The organism is Micromonospora sp. NPDC023633 (assembly GCF_040640035.1).
GTDB lineage: Bacteria > Actinomycetota > Actinomycetes > Mycobacteriales > Micromonosporaceae > Micromonospora.
This window is the reverse complement of the sequence record NZ_JBFABB010000006.1, coordinates 1-15891: the sequence shown is the minus strand read 5'-3', so window position 1 is coordinate 15891 and position 15891 is coordinate 1. Positions and strand designations below refer to the sequence as shown.

29 protein-coding genes are annotated in these 15891 nt (G+C 71.2%); 4 read left to right on the top strand and 25 right to left on the bottom strand.

What is annotated here, in order from left to right; genetic code table 11:
- Positions 1 to 41 precede the first annotated feature (41 nt).
- The 16 genes from AB0G13_RS03140 to AB0G13_RS03065 form a co-directional block, all read right to left on the bottom strand.
- On the bottom strand, positions 42 to 344 hold the full coding sequence (locus AB0G13_RS03140) for a hypothetical protein (protein ID WP_357868092.1): 303 nt from the start codon (positions 342 to 344) through the stop codon (positions 42 to 44).
- 137 nt (positions 345 to 481) lie between these two features.
- Positions 482 to 1567 carry a hypothetical protein gene (locus AB0G13_RS03135; RefSeq protein ID WP_357868089.1) on the bottom strand — a complete coding sequence of 362 codons (1086 nt, stop codon included), beginning with the start codon at positions 1565 to 1567 and terminating at the stop codon, positions 482 to 484.
- Between the two features lie 285 nt (positions 1568 to 1852).
- Positions 1853 to 2263, bottom strand: coding sequence for a winged helix-turn-helix domain-containing protein (locus AB0G13_RS03130; protein ID WP_357868086.1), 411 nt, complete (start codon positions 2261 to 2263; stop codon positions 1853 to 1855).
- Positions 2264 to 2328: 65 nt separating this feature from the next.
- Positions 2329 to 2589 carry a hypothetical protein gene (locus AB0G13_RS03125; protein WP_357868084.1) on the bottom strand — a complete coding sequence of 87 codons (261 nt, stop codon included), beginning with the start codon at positions 2587 to 2589 and terminating at the stop codon, positions 2329 to 2331.
- The gene (locus tag AB0G13_RS03120; protein ID WP_357868081.1) at positions 2586 to 2840 is read right to left on the bottom strand and encodes a hypothetical protein; all 255 of its coding nucleotides are present in this window, start codon (positions 2838 to 2840) and stop codon (positions 2586 to 2588) included. The genes AB0G13_RS03125 and AB0G13_RS03120 overlap by 4 nt, the downstream gene beginning before the upstream one ends.
- Before the next feature lie 140 nt (positions 2841 to 2980).
- Positions 2981 to 5026 (bottom strand): cell division protein FtsK, encoded by a 2046-nt coding sequence (locus tag AB0G13_RS03115; protein WP_357868079.1) that lies wholly within the window; start codon positions 5024 to 5026, stop codon positions 2981 to 2983.
- Positions 5027 to 5039: 13 nt separating this feature from the next.
- The gene (locus tag AB0G13_RS03110) at positions 5040 to 5219 is read right to left on the bottom strand and encodes a hypothetical protein (RefSeq protein WP_357868076.1); all 180 of its coding nucleotides are present in this window, start codon (positions 5217 to 5219) and stop codon (positions 5040 to 5042) included.
- Between the two features lie 79 nt (positions 5220 to 5298).
- Positions 5299 to 5466, bottom strand: a complete 168-nt coding sequence (locus tag AB0G13_RS03105; RefSeq protein ID WP_357868073.1) for a hypothetical protein — start codon at positions 5464 to 5466, stop codon at positions 5299 to 5301.
- Between the two features lie 82 nt (positions 5467 to 5548).
- Positions 5549 to 5719 (bottom strand): hypothetical protein, encoded by a 171-nt coding sequence (locus AB0G13_RS03100; RefSeq protein WP_357868071.1) that lies wholly within the window; start codon positions 5717 to 5719, stop codon positions 5549 to 5551.
- 24 nt (positions 5720 to 5743) lie between these two features.
- Positions 5744 to 6190: a DUF3307 domain-containing protein gene (locus AB0G13_RS03095; protein ID WP_357868068.1), complete on the bottom strand. Its 447-nt coding sequence runs from the start codon at positions 6188 to 6190 to the stop codon at positions 5744 to 5746.
- Complete coding sequence (locus AB0G13_RS03090; RefSeq protein ID WP_357868067.1) at positions 6190 to 6327, bottom strand: hypothetical protein; 138 nt, start codon at positions 6325 to 6327, stop codon at positions 6190 to 6192. Before AB0G13_RS03090 ends, AB0G13_RS03095 begins: the two co-directional genes overlap by 1 nt.
- Positions 6324 to 7316, bottom strand: a complete 993-nt coding sequence (locus tag AB0G13_RS03085; protein ID WP_357868064.1) for an ABC transporter permease — start codon at positions 7314 to 7316, stop codon at positions 6324 to 6326. The genes AB0G13_RS03090 and AB0G13_RS03085 overlap by 4 nt, the downstream gene beginning before the upstream one ends.
- Positions 7313 to 7630 (bottom strand): hypothetical protein, encoded by a 318-nt coding sequence (locus AB0G13_RS03080; protein ID WP_357868061.1) that lies wholly within the window; start codon positions 7628 to 7630, stop codon positions 7313 to 7315. The genes AB0G13_RS03085 and AB0G13_RS03080 overlap by 4 nt, the downstream gene beginning before the upstream one ends.
- A complete protein-coding gene (locus tag AB0G13_RS03075) occupies positions 7630 to 7890 on the bottom strand; it encodes a hypothetical protein (RefSeq protein WP_357868059.1) in 261 nt (86 codons plus the stop codon). Before AB0G13_RS03075 ends, AB0G13_RS03080 begins: the two co-directional genes overlap by 1 nt.
- Positions 7891 to 7993: 103 nt before the next feature.
- Positions 7994 to 8257 carry a hypothetical protein gene (locus AB0G13_RS03070; protein WP_357868056.1) on the bottom strand — a complete coding sequence of 88 codons (264 nt, stop codon included), beginning with the start codon at positions 8255 to 8257 and terminating at the stop codon, positions 7994 to 7996.
- 76 nt (positions 8258 to 8333) lie between these two features.
- A complete protein-coding gene (locus AB0G13_RS03065) occupies positions 8334 to 8510 on the bottom strand; it encodes a hypothetical protein (protein ID WP_357868054.1) in 177 nt (58 codons plus the stop codon).
- Positions 8511 to 8621: 111 nt separating this feature from the next.
- On the opposite strand from AB0G13_RS03065, the gene AB0G13_RS03060 reads away from it, so the two are divergent.
- Positions 8622 to 8840, top strand: a complete 219-nt coding sequence (locus tag AB0G13_RS03060) for a hypothetical protein (protein ID WP_357868051.1) — start codon at positions 8622 to 8624, stop codon at positions 8838 to 8840.
- Between the two features lie 62 nt (positions 8841 to 8902).
- Here the strand turns inward: AB0G13_RS03060 and AB0G13_RS03055 are convergent, their stop codons facing one another.
- On the bottom strand, positions 8903 to 9100 hold the full coding sequence (locus tag AB0G13_RS03055; protein ID WP_357868048.1) for a hypothetical protein: 198 nt from the start codon (positions 9098 to 9100) through the stop codon (positions 8903 to 8905).
- Positions 9101 to 9216: 116 nt separating this feature from the next.
- Between AB0G13_RS03055 and AB0G13_RS03050 the strand changes: the two genes are divergently transcribed.
- Positions 9217 to 9369: a hypothetical protein gene (locus AB0G13_RS03050; RefSeq protein WP_357868046.1), complete on the top strand. Its 153-nt coding sequence runs from the start codon at positions 9217 to 9219 to the stop codon at positions 9367 to 9369.
- A gap of 130 nt (positions 9370 to 9499) precedes the next feature.
- On the opposite strand, the gene AB0G13_RS03045 is transcribed toward AB0G13_RS03050, so the two are convergent.
- Entirely contained in the window at positions 9500 to 9886 is a 387-nt protein-coding gene (locus AB0G13_RS03045; RefSeq protein ID WP_357868323.1) for a hypothetical protein, read from the bottom strand.
- A 37-nt stretch (positions 9887 to 9923) separates the two neighbouring features.
- Here AB0G13_RS03045 and AB0G13_RS03040 point away from each other — a divergent pair, with 37 nt between their 5' ends.
- On the top strand, positions 9924 to 9998 hold the full coding sequence (locus AB0G13_RS03040; RefSeq protein ID WP_357868313.1) for an excalibur calcium-binding domain-containing protein: 75 nt from the start codon (positions 9924 to 9926) through the stop codon (positions 9996 to 9998).
- Positions 9999 to 10083: 85 nt separating this feature from the next.
- On the opposite strand, the gene AB0G13_RS03035 is transcribed toward AB0G13_RS03040, so the two are convergent.
- Entirely contained in the window at positions 10084 to 10428 is a 345-nt protein-coding gene (locus AB0G13_RS03035; RefSeq protein WP_357868043.1) for a hypothetical protein, read from the bottom strand.
- 23 nt (positions 10429 to 10451) lie between these two features.
- Between AB0G13_RS03035 and AB0G13_RS03030 the strand changes: the two genes are divergently transcribed.
- A complete protein-coding gene (locus tag AB0G13_RS03030) occupies positions 10452 to 10706 on the top strand; it encodes a hypothetical protein (RefSeq protein ID WP_357868041.1) in 255 nt (84 codons plus the stop codon).
- 1 nt (position 10707) lies between these two features.
- Here AB0G13_RS03030 and AB0G13_RS03025 read toward each other — a convergent pair whose 3' ends face one another.
- From AB0G13_RS03025 to AB0G13_RS03000, 6 genes are read right to left on the bottom strand one after another with little or no spacing between them, the layout of a single operon-like run.
- The gene (locus AB0G13_RS03025) at positions 10708 to 11097 is read right to left on the bottom strand and encodes a hypothetical protein (protein WP_357868038.1); all 390 of its coding nucleotides are present in this window, start codon (positions 11095 to 11097) and stop codon (positions 10708 to 10710) included.
- On the bottom strand, positions 11097 to 11510 hold the full coding sequence (locus AB0G13_RS03020; protein ID WP_357868035.1) for a hypothetical protein: 414 nt from the start codon (positions 11508 to 11510) through the stop codon (positions 11097 to 11099). Before AB0G13_RS03020 ends, AB0G13_RS03025 begins: the two co-directional genes overlap by 1 nt.
- Positions 11511 to 11514: 4 nt before the next feature.
- On the bottom strand, positions 11515 to 12348 hold the full coding sequence (locus AB0G13_RS03015) for a hypothetical protein (protein ID WP_357868033.1): 834 nt from the start codon (positions 12346 to 12348) through the stop codon (positions 11515 to 11517).
- A complete protein-coding gene (locus tag AB0G13_RS03010) occupies positions 12345 to 12605 on the bottom strand; it encodes a hypothetical protein (RefSeq protein WP_357868030.1) in 261 nt (86 codons plus the stop codon). The genes AB0G13_RS03015 and AB0G13_RS03010 overlap by 4 nt, the downstream gene beginning before the upstream one ends.
- Before the next feature lie 16 nt (positions 12606 to 12621).
- Complete coding sequence (locus AB0G13_RS03005) at positions 12622 to 13137, bottom strand: hypothetical protein (RefSeq protein WP_357868027.1); 516 nt, start codon at positions 13135 to 13137, stop codon at positions 12622 to 12624.
- 17 nt (positions 13138 to 13154) lie between these two features.
- A complete protein-coding gene (locus AB0G13_RS03000) occupies positions 13155 to 15863 on the bottom strand; it encodes a hypothetical protein (RefSeq protein ID WP_357868024.1) in 2709 nt (902 codons plus the stop codon).
- Between the last annotated feature and the right edge of the window lie 28 nt (positions 15864 to 15891).

Genomic DNA, 15891 nt, shown 5'->3' with positions numbered 1-15891 from the left:
TCACCGGCCCTGACTGGCGTTTGGGGGCATGGTGGGGGCAATCACCTGCGGCGCAGCTTGCCCACGGCCACGCCGACACGGAATGCCCCCACCGTGTTCTTGGCCCGGGGGCAGCTCATCAGGTCCCTGGCGAGCAGGTAGAGGGCGGGGAAGCCGAGAACCGCGGCGGTGACGAGGTGCAGCGCCTCGCTGCGGTTGAGGGTGGGGCTCTGGCTGTGCGCGAGCAGCCAGACGACGTAGAGGCACTGGGCGGTAGCGGCGCCGCAGAACAGCTTGGTGATGAGGCCGGGCCGCTGGGTCGTGGCGGCGTCGGACTGCTTTGCAGGCGCCAGGGTGTCGTGCATGTTGCTGATCAACTCCGTTCGGCTGTGCTTTGGACGTGAACGGAGGTCGGGGTCGCGGAGGCCCGCCTCCCGCCGGCGCACGAGGGGTCACGGCTGCCGGCGACGTTGCCCGCTGTCGCGCCGCGGGCGTGGCGCGGTCAGGCAGGTCGTGGGTCGATGCGGGCGGCGCGGCCGGCGGGCAGGTGGTCGCGTGGCCACAGGGCGCGCAGCTGGTCCCCGCTGGGGTGGTCGATCGGCAAGCCCACGGGGCTGGACGCCACGTCGAGGCCGGTGCTGCCGGGCGGCTTGAGGGCGGGCTGGGCCAGCTCGCCCGCCGGGGTGGCCGGGCGGGGGCAGCCGCCACCCATCGGGGTCGCGTCGGTCAGGCCGCTGCTCTTGTCGGTGATGGTGCGGACGACGCCGCGGCCGTGGTCGGCGGGCTCGGTGCGCTGCTTGCCGGCGCAGGGCGTCACCTCGAGGTCGTCGCCCTCGGCGACGGACGGCGGCGCGGCGATGGCGGACGGCGGGTCGGCGGCGGGGATGGGGCCGATGACGACGGGCAGCGGCACGGGCAGATCGACCACGGGGATGGTGGCGGGCGGCGCGGGCTTGGCCGGCGGTGGCGGGGTGGTGGTCGGCGGGCTGGCGCTGGGCGGGCTCGGCGCGGGCACGCTCGGGGGCGTTGTGGGTGTCGGCTCGACCGGGGCGGGCGCCGGGGTGGGCTCGGTGGGTGCGGGCGCTGGCACGGTCGGCGCGGCCACGGGCGGAACGTCCACGACGACGGGCGGGGGGTCGACCACGACGGGCGGGACGTCGACGACGAGTGGCGGCGGGTCGAGCGGCGGCACCTCGACGATGGGGTCGGCGGGTGTGGCTGGCCGCTCGTTGGCGGGCGGCTCGGGCTCGTCCTTCGGTGCCGGCTCGGGCTCGTCCTTCGGCTCGGGCTCGGGCTCCGGCTTGTCGGCGGGCTCCTGCTCGTCGTCCTGGCGCGGGTTGCGGGGCGTCTCGTCGCGTACCGGCTCCGGTTCGGGCTCCTCGCGCGGCTTGTCGGGCCGCGGGTCGATGTGCTTGACGCCGGGGATCCGGTCGGGCAGGTCGTGGCCGCTGACGCGGTCCAGCGCCCCCTGGACCGTCGGGCGGGGCTTGTCGGCGGCGTGGGCGGCCTGCTCGATGGCGAGTGCGCCGAGGATCGCGCCGCCGGTGAGTGCCGCCCCGAGCATGAGTCGTCGGATGGTGCTGGTCATGTGGCCCTCACCCCCCCGAGTGATCGCCGCGGTCCCCCCGATCGGACCTGTGATGCATTCGTATCAGCAATTGTTGTCCATGGGAATCCTATGAGCGCCGCTCAATGTGAGCGTCCATCTTCGTACATGCGTCCGTACTTTTGTGCGAGAAACTCGCGTGCTCACGGCCTGTCTACGTCCGACAGGTGATCGACTGTCCGATGTGTCGTACCTCGCGGAACAGATCTTTTCGGCATGTGAATATTTCTGTCGGGAAGCCGACACAGAGAGTGATCAACTATGGGGTCAGCGACCCCGGACGACGATCTGGTACCGGTCGGCAGGGTACAGATCCTGCAAGCCGTCCGCATGGATCACGACGATCAGCGGCACACCCTCAGGCACGTCGTACGTGTCCCGCTCCGCTGGTGACGGCATCCGCGCCGACACGGCATCGCTCGGGTCGATGGTCACCAGCTCCGGCTCGACCGGCTCCCGCACGACCACACCGTAGCCCCGCACCCACACGGCGAGGCCCTCGTTGCGCAACATCATCAGTGCTGCTCGGGCGGTCTTTGTGGCCACCCCGTACGTCTGCGCGAGCATCGTCTCCGACGGTAGGCGCTGCCCGGGTGGGATGTCACCGGAGACGATCTGGGCGCGCAGCAGGTCGGCCAGCTCCAGATAGCCGGACGGGCCCCGCCCCGGGTAGATCACCCCGGCAGGCTAGGGCCCGGCACAGTGGACGGCGGAGGGCTAGCCAGCTAGCCCAATCCAGGCGGTCAGCTCGCGGCCTTGCGGACCTTTGCGAACCGGTTCCACACCCGGCGGCCGATCCGCAGCTTGCGACCCGGGGATCTGCGGCACACCCAGCAGTCGCGGAACACCTTGCCGTCGTCGCGGTAGTGCTTGGCGCTGCCCTTGCAGCACCAGCAGGGCTTCCACTCCCGCCACCAGCAGTCGACGGCGTAGCCAGCAAGTCCGGCGACGGCGATCAAGGCAAGCATCACCTGCCAGGGCATCTCGCCGATCAGCTCCCTCACGCCGCGCTCCCCGCCCGCGCGCGGCGCTTCTCGTCGAGCAGGGGCCTGTACGTCTTCTTCGTCCACACGTACAGGCTGCGGCCGTACCGCCGGCGCAGCCCGGTGGTCTTGCATCGACGGCACGGCCGCGGGCGCTTGCGGACGACGGTCTTGCGGTGGCCCTTGCCTTTGCAGCGTCGGCACTTCCCGAACGGGCTGACAGCGCACAGCAGGGCGTACGCGGCGATGGTCGCGGCGATCCAAGGGGTCACAGGTGCCTCCAGAGGCGGTTTCAGCAGGTCGCGCAGGGGTGCCGCGACCCGCGACTAACGGCTGTCTGTGCAGGTCAGGCCGGTCGCGGGCCCAGTCGCGGATCCGCGACCGAAATCTGCCCCGCGACCGGCCGAAGCGGTCACTTGTCGGCGATCGGGCGGCGCTGCTCGGCCGCGTCCAGAGCCGTGCGGCGGACACCCTTGAGGTTCTTCCCGTCGACCTTCACGTCCTGGCTCGGGACGTGGTACCGGGCGAGGGACTCGCGGACCATGTCGGCGGTGATGCCGGCGTAGAACTCGGGTGCCAGTTCGGCGAGCCGCTGAGCGAGCACGGACCACGGCATTCCCGACTCGCCGGGCCGCAGGCACGCCCACGCGTCGGCGAGCATGTCCCTGGCCTGCACCTTCTCCTTGGTGGTCTTGAACGTGCGGCCCCGCCGGATCATGCGGATTCGGTCGAGCAGGACCGCCAGCTCGTCGTCCTGCGGGTAGTAGGCGCGGACCGGGCCGACGTAGTCGTCGCTGATGCCCATCGTGGCGCCCCAACCGGCGTCGACCTTCGGCCGGTACGCCGTGCCGGAGATGCCGCGCTTGTACGCGCCGGTGCCCATGATCTGGTCGTTGGCGACCTGGTCGGCGACCGACAGGCACCACCTCGACGAGACGCAGCGGGTGACGTTCGGCGGAACGCTGTCCTTGTCGGCGACCTGGGTGATGAGCACGACGATGACGCCCGCGGACCGGCCCTGCTTGATGAGTCGGATCATGTCCTCCACGGCCTGCTTGGACTCAAGGAACAGCTCGTGGACCTCGTCGAACACCAGCAGCAGCGGGTGCAGGCCGATGCCCTGTTTGGCCAGCTCAGGGTCGGTACGGCCCTCGCTGATCCGCCCCTCCCGCTTCAGCTTGCCGAGCAGCTTCTGCCGGCGGTGCACTTCCCGTAGCCCATCGGCGACCATCTGCTCGGCGGCCTCCATCGTGGCCGGGTCGACACCACACACGTAGCGGGTGCAGAACTCGCCCACGTCGTAGAAGTCCTCCGACGGCTTGAACGCGGCCAGCCACACCTCGCAGGTGGGGTCGAGCAGCGCTCCGAGAGTGATGGCACGGCCGGCGAACGTCTTCCCGGAGCCAGGCTGCCCACCGATGAGGTAGTTCCGCTGGAACAGGGTGGTGCTCACGGGGCGTTGCCGCTGGTCCACACCGAACGGGATGGGGTCGAAGACGCTGGTCTGCGCCGACGGGGAGGCCAGAGCCCACTTCGCGTTGCCCATCTTCGATGACGGCTGGTATCCCACCCACAGGTCGAGCTGCCCGGCGTGGTCTGGGCCGGCGGCGGGCCACACCTGGTCGACGGGCAGCCGTAGCGCCGACGACAGCGCGCCCCGCTTCTCCAGCACCGCGACGGCTTCGACGCCGATGGGCAGGTTAACGCGGGCCAGCCAGCCCGGCCCGTCACGGTGGATGCCGGGGCTTGGGAACGTCAACGCCGCAGGATCCTTGATGCCGGTGACGCTGATCGAGCACAGTGCGGCACGGACCATCTCAGCGGTGAGCTTCGTGAACCGCGGCCCGTTGGTCACCCGGTCAAGGATTGGCTTGTCGGCGGGCCGGCCGTGGTATGCCGCGGCGAGGGTCAGCGCGGCGGGCAGGACGTACCACGCTGCGGCCGGTACGGCGCCGAGGTAGCGCGCCACCGCCAAAGCGATCGCGAGGACCGCGATCGCGGTGAGGATGAACCACCAGCGGGCCTTGGACTCCTTCGCCCGCGTCTTGTTCAGGTCCTTCCACGTGAACGCGTCGTCCTTGTTCGCGGCGGACTGCCGCAGTTTGTAGTTCTCCTTGCCGCCAGCGGCGTACCACACCACCGATGCCCCTGCCTTCCACGCGCCTTGCGGGGCGTACCACACCACCTTGCAGAGGTACTTCGGCGACCAGAAGACGTGGTACCCGACGTGGTACGCCAGGTTGTTGGCGATCGCGCGGAGCGTGGCGCTGCGCTGGTGCTTGGACAGCATCCACGCTGGCACGATCGGCTTGCGCCCGCTGGTGCTGGTGTTGGTGATGGTCGCCCAGGTGGTGGAGACGGCGTCGGGCGGGTCGACCGGTCCGCCCTGCGTGGGCAGGTAGACGGTGACGGTTTCGGCGTCCTCGATCAGGTCGTGGGGGGCCACGTCGGTGCTCATGGTGGACACCTCCTCAGTAGGCGCTGGACAGGACAGCGGCGAGCTGTGCCTTGATGACGTGGACGAGCTGGTGGCGGTTCATGGTCGCCTCGTCGAGTTCGCTGTCGATGAGGACGACGGTGGAGGTGACCCCACCGATGAGCTGGGCGATCTGGGCTTGCAGGGTGCCGCAGTTCGGGCAGTCGTCGGCCATGGGTCATCCCTCCTTGCTGTGGTCGTGGCCGTCGGCCCCGAGCTGCTCACGCAGCTCGGGGCACACGGGGCAGTCGGCGTCAGCCACGGCGCGCCTTCCGGGCGCAAACCGGGCAGGTCACGGTGGTATCGGCGGGCATCTCCGGTTCGCCGGTCAGATCGACCCCGCACAGTGCGATCAGGCCACGCTTGCGGACGTTGAGTACGTGCACGGCGGCGGACGCGGCCGGCGGCTGCTGGCGGAACATTAGCCCTCCTTGCTGTGGTCGTGTCCGTTGACGGCGGGCCGCGTGAGCGGCTCGGGGCACACGGCGCAGTTCGTCTCGGCCATCAAGCCCGGCACCTCCCCGCGTGCGCGCTGGTGGCCACCAGCGCCGGAGCAAGGCCGATCTTCTCCACGCTCCAGCCGCAGCCGGTGCAGATGCCCTGGAACTTGTCGCCGAGCTGGTAGACGTAGGCACGCTTCAGGCCGGCGGTGAGGATGTCCCTCGATACCTGCATTGCTCTGCTCCTTCGGGTGGTGGGTCAGGCGGCGATGATGAGGGCGGTGATGAACAGCCACCCGATGTGCCAGGACTGGTCGAGGGCGTACGCGCCGGTGCCGAGCGATGGGTTGTCGTTGCGGTCCGGGCGGGGAGTGCCGAGGGCCAGGAAGCCGGTGAGGCCGAGCCGGCCGGCGATCCAGCGCAGCGGGGTGCGGCGGTCGGCCAGGTAATGCGTGCCGAGGTTGACCGCCATGCCGGCGACGAGATGGACCGCGGGGACGGTCAGGTTGAGCGTGAGGACCAGGGCGCCGATGGCGGCGAGCTGGGTTGCGCCGTAGGTGGCCACGTGCACGGCACAGGCTCGCCGACCGGCCCAGCCGGGCTGCCCCTTGTGGGCGGCTTGGTGGTCGGTCTGGATCCAGTGGTCGGCGACCTGGTGGGCGGCGTAGAGGGCCGCGAACACGGCGGCGAAGTCGGCGGTGGTCATCAGTGGTCCTCTCCGGTGGAGCAGGTCCAGCAGCGCTGGTCCTGGTCGGCGGGGATGCGGCGCGGGTACGTCTGCCGGCAGGTCGGGCACCTGCCGCCGGTGAGCAGCAGGACCAGGGCCCGCAGCACGCGGCTCACCGGGCGTCCTCTCGCACGAGGTGGGCCAGGGCAGCGCCCATGCCGAGCACGGCGACGGGCAGGCACGCAACGAGGGTGGTGATCCACCACGGGGCCGCGGTCACGCCAGCGGCGACGAGCAGGTGGTAGGCGACCTGGCCGAGCGCGCCGACGATCAGTGAGGCGATGGCCGACCACTTCGCGAACACGCGGGCCCGGGCCGGCACCCGCCCGGACAGCCAGATGTAGAGGGCGTACGCGGCGTACGTCTCCACGCCGATGGGCAGGGTGATGGCGGAGTCGATGGTCGCCCAGCCGCCCTGGGCCACGATGCCGGGCAGCAGGTCCACCATCCCGAACCCGGTCAGCTTGCCCAGCCCGACCCACCCGGACCACACAGCGACGAACGCGGGCGCGGCGAGCAGCATCACCGGCCACACGACCGGCCGCCGTACCACGTCCTGTACCACCGGCTCCGGCTCCGGTATGGGCTGCGGTACGGGCTCCGGCTGTACCGCGACCGGCGGCGGCGGTACGGGCTCGCGTACCACGTCCTGTACCACCGGCTCCGGCTCGTCCCGTACCACGGGCGGTACGGGCGCAGCCGGCTTGGTCTGTACCGCAGCGGTACGGCGCGGCTTAGCGGGTGCGGTACGGGCCGCCGGCTTCTTCGCCGTCGGCTTGGCCGGTACGCCGATGCTGGCGCGGTACGCCTTCACCGCGGCGCCGGCCTGCCCACGCGAGTCCCACGACTTCGGGCTGTCGGAGATGGGCTGGATGGTGGTGATGGCCTTGTCGATGGAGCCGGGGTCCGCGCCGTTGTAGTGGGCGCGCAGCTCGGCAACCATCTTCCGCACCGCCGGGGTGAGTCCGTCGTCGGCCAGCTGCGGCTCGGGCGCCGGGGCCAGCTCGGTGACCGGCTCGGCGTGGACCCACGGGTCGACCGGCGGCGCGTCGTCGAGGGGCACGTCGACGACGTCGAGGTAGGTGGGGTCGAGGGTCGTGGTCATGAGTTGGCCGGCTCCTTCAGCTTCAGGTCGGCGAGGGTCATGGCGGTGGGCTGCTCAGGCAGCGCGGCGGACGGCTGCCGGTCGAGCACGACGGGCCGCATCAGCCAGCGGCGGCGGCCCTCCCGGTAGCCGCGCCGCGCCAGCCGGTACACACGCGGCGTGGCCCACCGGGCGGCCAGGAAGGCGGCGAGGAGCAGGAGCTGCGCGGCCTGGGCGAGGGCCTTCAGCAGCTCCCACAGGGCGCGCCCGGTGAAGGCGAGCAGGAAGCTACCGAGGCCACCGCCGCAGCCGCACTTGCCGGAGATCTGGCACATCAGCGGGCCAGCTCCCGTCGGGCGGGCGCGGCCACCTGGCGGCGCGGCGCCGGCACGGGCACGTCAGCGGGCTGCTCCTCCTCGTCCGGTTTGGCCGCCAACGCCGCCAGCAGCGCCAGAGCGACGGCCTGCGGGAGTGCGCCAGCGACCACCAGGTCGCTCGGCGGCTGCCCGTCGACGGCGGCGTGGATGGCCACCTCCCAGACGGCGCTGAACGGCAGGGAGCCGAACAGGATCGTGCACACCTGGCTGCCCTTCACGCCGCACCCCCGATCACGCCGAGGTTCGACATCAGGGCGCCGAACGCGGGGACTGCAGCCCAGGCCACGGTGCGGTACACGAGACGGTCGATGAAGCGGGCCATCACCGGTCACCGTCCTTCGCCTCGACGAGGACCAGGCGGTAGCCGCTGCCCGGCCGGTACTTGTCCGGGTCGAGGGCCAGGAGGGTGCGGAACACGTTGAGGGCACCGTCACGGTCGGCGACGGTGTGGATGTCGCGGGCGGTGAGGGTGACGTTCGTCAGGCCGTCGCCGTCGGGGGTGGCCTGGGCGTCGATGGTGCGCTCTTCGACGCGGAACCCGGTGGTGGGCTGTGCAGACGTGAGCGCGTGCTCGATGATGTTCATGGGTCAGGACTCACTTCCTGGTCAAGGCACCCGGCCGGCGGTTGCGTCGCTTGGCCGGGTGCCGCTTACGTGGTGGTCAGCGCCGGTACCAGGGGATGTTCTTCTCGGCGTCGATGACGCGGCGGTTCGCGGCGAGGTACTCGTCGTTGACGTCCTTCGTCTTACTGCTGACCTGCGCCAGGTTCCTGCGGGCGTCCTTGTGCTCCCGGATCGCTGCGTCCTTGCTCGGGTCCTTGCTGCTGAACAGGCCCATCGTTGCCTCCTGGTCTTGTTGTTACTGTCCGACAGTGCAACACTAACAGCGTCCTCGGGAAGGGAGCAAGAGGTGACCGACAGTCGGACAGAAAGGGCTAGGATCATGCGCGTGGCGAGACCCAGATGGACCCCTCAGACCGATGAGCAGCGGCGAGCGATCACAGCCGTCGAGCGCGCGGCCAAGCGAGCCGACGAAGCCGACGAGCTGCTCTGGGAGGCGGTCAGGGCCGCCCACAAGGTGGACGTGCCGCCCGCGCACCTCGCCGAGAAGGCGGGGCGGGCCCGATCTACCGTGTACCGCCACCTGCCCGAACAACCCGAGGGCTGACCCCAGACACACGAAAGCGCCCCCGCCGGCCGAAGCCGAGCGGGGGCGCAGTGCGTTGAGGGCTACTCGGCCTGGAGGCCGGCGGCGCGGCAGATGCGGCGTACCTGCTCCCGCGTGTAGCCGGAGATCCGGGCGATGTCGGCCTGCTTGGTGCCGGCGCGGGCAGCTTCGACGATGGCGTCGGCCAGTGCGGGGCGGGCCTGGTCGAGGGCGTCCTTGGCCTGGCGGTAGGTCTGGGCGGCGTCTTCGAGTGTGGTCACCCCGTGATGCTCGCACACCTCACGTTGCCACACAAGGTGGCCTCATCTGTTGACGTACGCCACATCGGTATGCCACACTAGTTGGCATAAGGAAGCGGCGAACGAGGGAGACGGACATGACCTACACGGTGAGCATCGAGATCGAGTCGGCCAAGGGCACCAACCGCCGGACCATCCGCAACGCCACCCCCGACCACGTCGAGCACCTGCGGGGATGGGCCAAGCGGAACACCCCGACCGGCGGCACCGCCACCGTCACCGTCCACTGACCCCCGCTGGGGCCCGGGCAACCGGGCCCCCCACCCGCCCCCGGAAACCGCTTACCTTCCGAGCCCCATCGTCAGCTACCCGACGGTGGGGCTCTCGTGTGGACGCTGCCCGGTACGGTGCCCGGATGAGTCAGGCCCGCTGGAATTTCCGCCTCGGCCCCATCCAGATCACCAGCCCGTTCGGCGCGATCTCGTGGGCCCTGGCCGGCGTGGTGGTGATGATCTGCTGCTGCGGCGGGGTGGTCGGCGCGGTCGGAGACGACGACCCACCGCCCACGCGGCCCGTCGTGGAGTCGTCCGCGCTCTCCCCGACACCATCACCGTCGAACGTCCTCAGCGAGCCGTCCCCGTCGCCGTCGAAGACCACCGCGGTGAAGTCGTCGCCGACGCCGAAGCGGACGACCAGCGCGCCGAGCCGGACGACCAGCGCGCCGAGCCGGACGACCAGCGCGCCGAAGCCGTCCCCCACCAGGAAGCCACCACCGCCGGCACCGAAGAACGACCCACGGTTCGACACGTGCAAGGAGGCCAACGCCAACGGGTACGGGCCGTACGTGGAGGGCGAGGACCCGGAGTACGACTGGTACCGGGATCGGGACGGCGACGGGATCGTGTGCGAGCCCGCCTGACCCTGGACAGCGCGAAAGCGGGCCCTGTCACCAACCCTCGAACCGAGGGAGGCGACAGGGCCCGCAGTCTGTGCAGGTGGTGGTGCTACATGCCGTCGGCGGTGACCGGCCCGGTGGACGGCGTCACCTGCGGTCGGATCCCGAACAGGGCGAACCCGGCCAGCACCGCGGCACTGATCGCGCCGGTCACGCCGTCGGGGACGTTCATGCCGTACTCGGCCACCAGGGCCGCGCCGGCGGCGACAACCCCAGTGAACAGGGCGGGGGCGACGGGCCGGGTTGTGGCCGCGATGATGCACGCGGCGAGGAACGCGGTGATGGCCGCGGCGGCGCCGGCGTCGATGCCGGGCACGTTGAGGCTGGCCAGCACGGTGAGCAGGGAACCGATGGCGCCGATGATGAGCGCGGGTTCCCGTCCGAACAGCTTCACAGGGTCTCCTAGGGTGTGTGGTCATGGCTGGGATGCCGCAGTTGCGTGAGCACGGCTGGCTGTACGGGCCGAACGACCCGCACCTGCCGCTGGCGGTGGTGCGGCTGTTCGAGCACCGCGACGGCCAGTGGGAGATCCGCCTGAACGATCCGGCGTCAGGGCCGACGAGCAGCGCGGTGCACCCCGACGAGGAGTCCGCCCGGGCGGAGCTGGCGCTGCTGTACGCGCAGGGTGAGGCCGACGGGAAGTGGCGGATCCGCCAGCCCGACGGGTATTGAGCTACAGGTGGCGGCCGTTGATGGTGCCGCCCGGGTCCCGCACCATCAGTCGCAGCGAGTCCAGGTCGACGGCCGGGTTGAGGATCGCCGCCCGCCACGTGCGCAGCGTCGCCACTGCCGCGTCGATCTCCTCGTTCAGCTCCCGCATCTGCTCGCGCATGTGCCTACGGGTCTGGGCGAGCTCGTCGCGGGCCGCCTTCGCTTCCCGCTCCGCCTCCGCGGTGCGCTCCTGCAGCTCGTTGACCTGCTGCAGCGCCGAATCCGTGAGCAGCGCGACCGCGTCTGCGCGGGTCTTCGGCCTGTTCAGCATCCCCGAGATGAGCGTCGTCACGACTCCCGCCAGCCCCCCGCCGCCGACGGCCGCCGCAGCGAGCGCCCACATGTTCCCCATCACTCGACCCCCGCCTGCCGCAGCGCTCGCATGCCCGTCCACACCTGCCACCCTCGCCACGCCGACGCGCCCGTCCAGCTCAGGCAGAACGCCACCGCGAACGCCACGGCGGCGCTGCCGGTCGACAGCAGCGCCACCCCGTACAGCAGCGGCGCGGCGGCCTGCCCTTGCATCGCCGCAAGCTCCAGCACCAGCGCCCGGTAGGTGTCCGGCAGGACGATGCTGACCAGCCCGATGACACCGGAGCCGAGCAGCAGCAGGTACCACGTCCACAGGACCCATGGCTCGACGAGCTGCTCCAGGCTGCTGGGTGGCTTCACGCCGGAGACGAACCCAGTCCCGAGGAGCGCGGACACGACCAGGAACATCACCTCGTGGGGGCGATGTCGGCCGGTGACGACAATGGTCGCCACCCGGCTACTCCTGCGGAGGGGCGTCGAGGGAGCCGAGCACCGTACGCAGCGCCGCCTCCAGGTCGGTGCGCGACACCGCGGTGCCGTCGGGCAGCAGCTCGGCGAGGCGCTGCGCAAGGCGCTCCGGGTTCGCCGCCGCCACCGCCGCGGCGTGGGTGGCGAACAGGATGTCCTTGACGGTGCGCACGTCGCGGCCGCCGTCTCCGCGCTCGTCGACGTACTCGTACGCCTTCGCGCCCCACACGGTGTTCGCGTCGGCCTCGGTCAGCGGCATGTCGTCCTCCTGCGGTGCGGTCTGCGGCGCCGACAGGACGCCGATGTGGATGAGGTAGCGGCGGAACAGGGCCGTCTGGTCCCGGCCGGCCTTGATGGCGTCGCGGTGGAACGAGATGTGCGTGTGCCAGCGGTGCGAGCTGTCGCCGCTCGACCGGCGGCCGAGGCGGTCCCAGCGGCGCACGACCTGCCCGTCGGGGCTGTAGATGACCTCGCGGATGTCACGGGTGTCGTCGGCGCCCGCCTTGCACTGCGCGACCAGCCACATCGAGAACGTGGCCAGCGTGTGGCGCTTGCCGCGGACGCTGATCGAGAAGTCGCCGACGTCGAGCGCGGACGCGAACTCGGTCAGGCCGGTCCGGTCCCGCGAGGACTCGACGACGGAGTAGTCGCCGGACACCACCCGGTCGGAGCCGCAGTGGTAGCCGCCCCGGTGGGCGGGGTCGCCGACGATGCCGACCTCCGCCGGCTCCAAGTCCTGCGACCGGACGGTGTCCTCGTCGAGGTTCAGGTGGGCGAGCAGCAGCCGGCGGACGGCCAGCAGGTTCTCGGGTGCCCGGGTCACGGCGTCGGCTCCGTCGGAGCCTCTGGGGCCGGGTCGGGCAGTACGTACCACACCTGCTCCAGCGCGGCCCGGTCCGGATACACCGATCCGTAGCAGCACCAGTCAGCCGGAGTCACTGTTACCAGCCGATGCCACGGATCCCGCAGAATCAGGTTGCCGTCCACCTCCTCGTGCTCGTACGACCCCATCGCTGCGGCGATCTCCGCTGCGTTCGTGCCGTCGTACTGGTATGCCTGGATCCTCTGCGTGACGAACATCGACAATCCCTCCCCGCTACAGCGTTCGCCGCAGCATCAGCGTGGAGCCCGCCTTGCAGATCGCCGACGTGCCAGCGCCGGCAAGGCTCTGAGCGAACTGGAACTGGAGCTTCCCTGCGGTCGCGCCGACGACCAGCGTTCCCTTGACCAGCACAAGCAGTTGCTGGCCGACCCCGCCGCCACCCGCGACGAAGAAGTCACCGGGCACTGGATTGCCGAAGACGAACGGGGCGAGATCGCCGGAGGTGCCGGCCGCCGAGTTGACCAGCATGAGCGCGCCCCACGGGCACAGCGATCCCGAGGGCCAGGTCAGTGCGAACTTGAAATCGTTCGCAGTCGGTGCCTCGTAGAAGATCTTCGCTTCGATGTCGTACTCCGCGCCGGCGACCACGTCGGCGGCGAGCACGGTGTCGTTGACCAACGTCGCCGAGTTCGTCACCGACTGGTCCAGTGTTTTGCGCGCCCACACCGGCACCAGCCGGGCGAGCAGGTCGGGGGTGATCGGCGTGCCGGGCGGAAAGTCGATGGGCACAGGTTCCCTCCTTTAGGTCAGAGAGCGACGATTGCGGGCTGCCACACGTCCACGTCGGTGCCGGCCGGCCACGACGCTTCGACACCGTTGACGCCCCGGGCCGACAGGGTCACTCGCTGCGGGGTGATCACTGCGAAGTCGTCGGTGGCATATACGAACGGCAGCGTGTTGGTGTTGCCGGCGTCGAGCGTGGTGCGCAATCCCACCCGGGTGCCGGTGAGCGGAGTGGGGTCGACGTAGGTCACGTCCCAGCCGGCCGGCTCCGCGCCCCCGGCGGGCCACAGCCGCGCCCGAACCGTCGACCCAGCGACGTCCAGCATGATCGAGTACATGACGTCAACCTGGGCGGTGTACGGCACCACCACCGACGCCACGGTCGACTCGACACCGGCAGCCCGGCGGCGGATCGAGCAGGTCATTTGGTTGCCGACGATCCAGCCGATGCGCGCCGAGTAGTACGTGGTGTCATCCACGAACCGGGCCACGACATAGGCGGTGAGCGCCGTCCCCGTGGCCAGCTGCGGCACCGACCAGGACGCCCGAACCCGATGGTCCGTGACCCCGGTGTCGATGGTGGCGATCCGGCCGCTGCTGACCGCAGTGTGCGTGATCGTGGCGCGAGCCCCGTCGACGTTGAACGCGCCCGCCGTGCCGAGCAGCGCCCATACCTGACCGGTGTCCAACGCTCCCAGCCCGGACGACACGGTGCGGCCGAAGGTGTCCTGGGCGGCCGGGCCGATCGCGCTCGCGGTGACCTGCTCCCCGCCCACCCTGATGTCGAGCGGCATGTGGTCCGCGTTCTGCGTCCACGGGCCGCTCTCCGAGGTGGAGGCGAGCATCAGCGACATGCCCGCCTCGGGTAGCTCGGCGGCGAGTGTCGACCCGCTGGCGGCCACCCGGGCATCCCCGCCGACCTCAGCCACCTGCCACGGCGCGTTCGGCGCCATGTTCAGTGCCACGGTCCACGAGAACTTGTCGATCGTCTCGGCGTAGCCCTCGATCTGCTGGTCGATCAGACCCGCCGCTACCTGCGGCGGTGCGCCCGCGATGGTGAGCCGCGACCCGACGTCGCAGCCCAACCAGGCGTCGGCCTGCGGCTCCACCTTGGGGTTGCGCAGGTTGAGGCTGGCCAGGGGGTGACGCAGCGTGTCCACGGTCCCCAGGTGCACACGCCACGCGGCATGGTCGAGCAGCCTGGCATCGCCGTCCAGGCTGACCGTCGCCGACCCCTCGTACCGGCCGTGCCGGGCGGCGTGCTCCTCGTCGGCGTACCGGGCCGACGAGCCGCCCGACCGCGTGACGGTCATGTCGTTGCGGGTGGCCTGGTCGTCGTCCACCGGGCTGAACGGCGACGAGAGCTGCTCGTACTGCAGCGCCCAGGCGACGGGCCGGTTATACCGGGCCACCCGGGGCAGGTACGCGAGCCGCCCGTCGAGGGCCTCGTACAGCAGGCCCCCGTCGGTAGTCTCCACCTCCCGCAGCAGCGCCATCAGGTCGCCGGCGGCCTGCGGCCCCATCAGCGTGCCGGCCGTCCCCACCGGCACGCACGGCACGGACGCCTCACCGCACAGCCGCTCGAACCTCGCGCCCGCGTCCTCGCCGCTGTAGCCGGCCGCCGCCCACGACGAGTCCGGCGGCTGCGCGAACGCGTTTCGCGCCCACAGGTGCGCCACGGTGGTGCCGTCCACCCCAGCCGCCCACAGGGTCACATCGGTGATCCGCCCCAGACCGCCAGCGCCGCTGAACCCTGCTGACGACGCCGCGGTCAGCGTCCGCGAGCCGGCGCCGTGGATCCTGACCGTGACCACCGCCGACGCGGCCGGCTGCCACACCGCCAGCGACACACCCACCCATCCGGTGGTCGGGGTCGCGTCCGCAGGCCACGACCGGAACACGGTGTCCACCTGCGTCCCCGCCGGGTTGTAGGCGGTCACCCGCAGGCCGCTGCTGGACGCCCGCACCACCAGCCGCGACAAGGCGGCGCCGTCGAACACGACCGTCGCCAGGTCCGCCTCCGCCGACAGCGACGGCGAGGTGACGTAGAACAGGGCGGTCGACACCGGAGAGCCGATGCTGGGGCGGTCGACCAGCGGCACCGTCATCCGGATCCACCCGGCGGACGTCGTCAGCCGAGCCACGGCCGATGCTCCTGGAAGGGCAGCCGCCGACGCCCCGAACTCGACGTCGGCACCCGTCGCCGGCCCCTGCGTCGGGGCGTGTGGCGCTGGCCGGTCCGCGCCCGGCCCATCCTCCAGCGGCAGGTAGCCGTCAGGACCCTGGCCGGTCAGGAACCGGTACAGGGGGCTGCGAATCGACACGCCCTGGTTGAGGCGCCGCAGGATCCCCGACGCCGTCACGTCCACCTCGTAGGTGTCGACCGCGTCCGACGACGCCAGCCGCGGCTTCCGGTCGTCCACGTACCCCGTGTGGCGGGTCACCCAGCCCGCCGAGCCCAGCACCTGCACCCGCAGCGGGCAGCCCTTCCGCCAGCCCGGCCAGCGAGTGCTGGCCCGGTTGTACGGCAGCCACTCCCCGGTCGGATCCTTCAGCGTCAGCTCGGACCGGGACGGCTGGGCGGTGCCCGATTCGCTGCTGCGCCCCCGGTTGGTGATGCTGATGCGCGGCCGGACGTAGTCAGTGATGTCCTCCCACACCCACATCGCCGGATCGGCGGTCAGGTCGGCACCCGGCGCGATCTGCACCCGGATCTTCAGCGGGAACGGCACGGCCGCCTCCTTCCTTTACGACCCGAGC

What these genes read in the sequence shown, in the direction of transcription:
- AB0G13_RS03140 (WP_357868092.1), bottom strand. Translation starts at nt 344, where the DNA reads ATGCACGACACCCTGGCGCCTGCAAAGCAGTCCGACGCCGCCACGACC.
- AB0G13_RS03135 (WP_357868089.1), bottom strand. Translation starts at nt 1,567, where the DNA reads ATGACCAGCACCATCCGACGACTCATGCTCGGGGCGGCACTCACCGGC.
- AB0G13_RS03115 (WP_357868079.1), bottom strand. Translation starts at nt 5,026, where the DNA reads ATGAGCACCGACGTGGCCCCCCACGACCTGATCGAGGACGCCGAAACC.
- AB0G13_RS03110 (WP_357868076.1), bottom strand. Translation starts at nt 5,219, where the DNA reads ATGGCCGACGACTGCCCGAACTGCGGCACCCTGCAAGCCCAGATCGCC.
- AB0G13_RS03105 (WP_357868073.1), bottom strand. Translation starts at nt 5,466, where the DNA reads ATGTTCCGCCAGCAGCCGCCGGCCGCGTCCGCCGCCGTGCACGTACTC.
- AB0G13_RS03100 (WP_357868071.1), bottom strand. Translation starts at nt 5,719, where the DNA reads ATGCAGGTATCGAGGGACATCCTCACCGCCGGCCTGAAGCGTGCCTAC.
- AB0G13_RS03095 (WP_357868068.1), bottom strand. Translation starts at nt 6,190, where the DNA reads ATGACCACCGCCGACTTCGCCGCCGTGTTCGCGGCCCTCTACGCCGCC.
- AB0G13_RS03085 (WP_357868064.1), bottom strand. Translation starts at nt 7,316, where the DNA reads ATGACCACGACCCTCGACCCCACCTACCTCGACGTCGTCGACGTGCCC.
- AB0G13_RS03080 (WP_357868061.1), bottom strand. Translation starts at nt 7,630, where the DNA reads ATGTGCCAGATCTCCGGCAAGTGCGGCTGCGGCGGTGGCCTCGGTAGC.
- AB0G13_RS03070 (WP_357868056.1), bottom strand. Translation starts at nt 8,257, where the DNA reads ATGAACATCATCGAGCACGCGCTCACGTCTGCACAGCCCACCACCGGG.
- AB0G13_RS03065 (WP_357868054.1), bottom strand. Translation starts at nt 8,510, where the DNA reads ATGGGCCTGTTCAGCAGCAAGGACCCGAGCAAGGACGCAGCGATCCGG.
- AB0G13_RS03050 (WP_357868046.1), top strand. Translation starts at nt 9,217, where the DNA reads ATGACCTACACGGTGAGCATCGAGATCGAGTCGGCCAAGGGCACCAAC.
- AB0G13_RS03030 (WP_357868041.1), top strand. Translation starts at nt 10,452, where the DNA reads ATGGCTGGGATGCCGCAGTTGCGTGAGCACGGCTGGCTGTACGGGCCG.
- AB0G13_RS03025 (WP_357868038.1), bottom strand. Translation starts at nt 11,097, where the DNA reads ATGGGGAACATGTGGGCGCTCGCTGCGGCGGCCGTCGGCGGCGGGGGG.
- AB0G13_RS03010 (WP_357868030.1), bottom strand. Translation starts at nt 12,605, where the DNA reads ATGTTCGTCACGCAGAGGATCCAGGCATACCAGTACGACGGCACGAAC.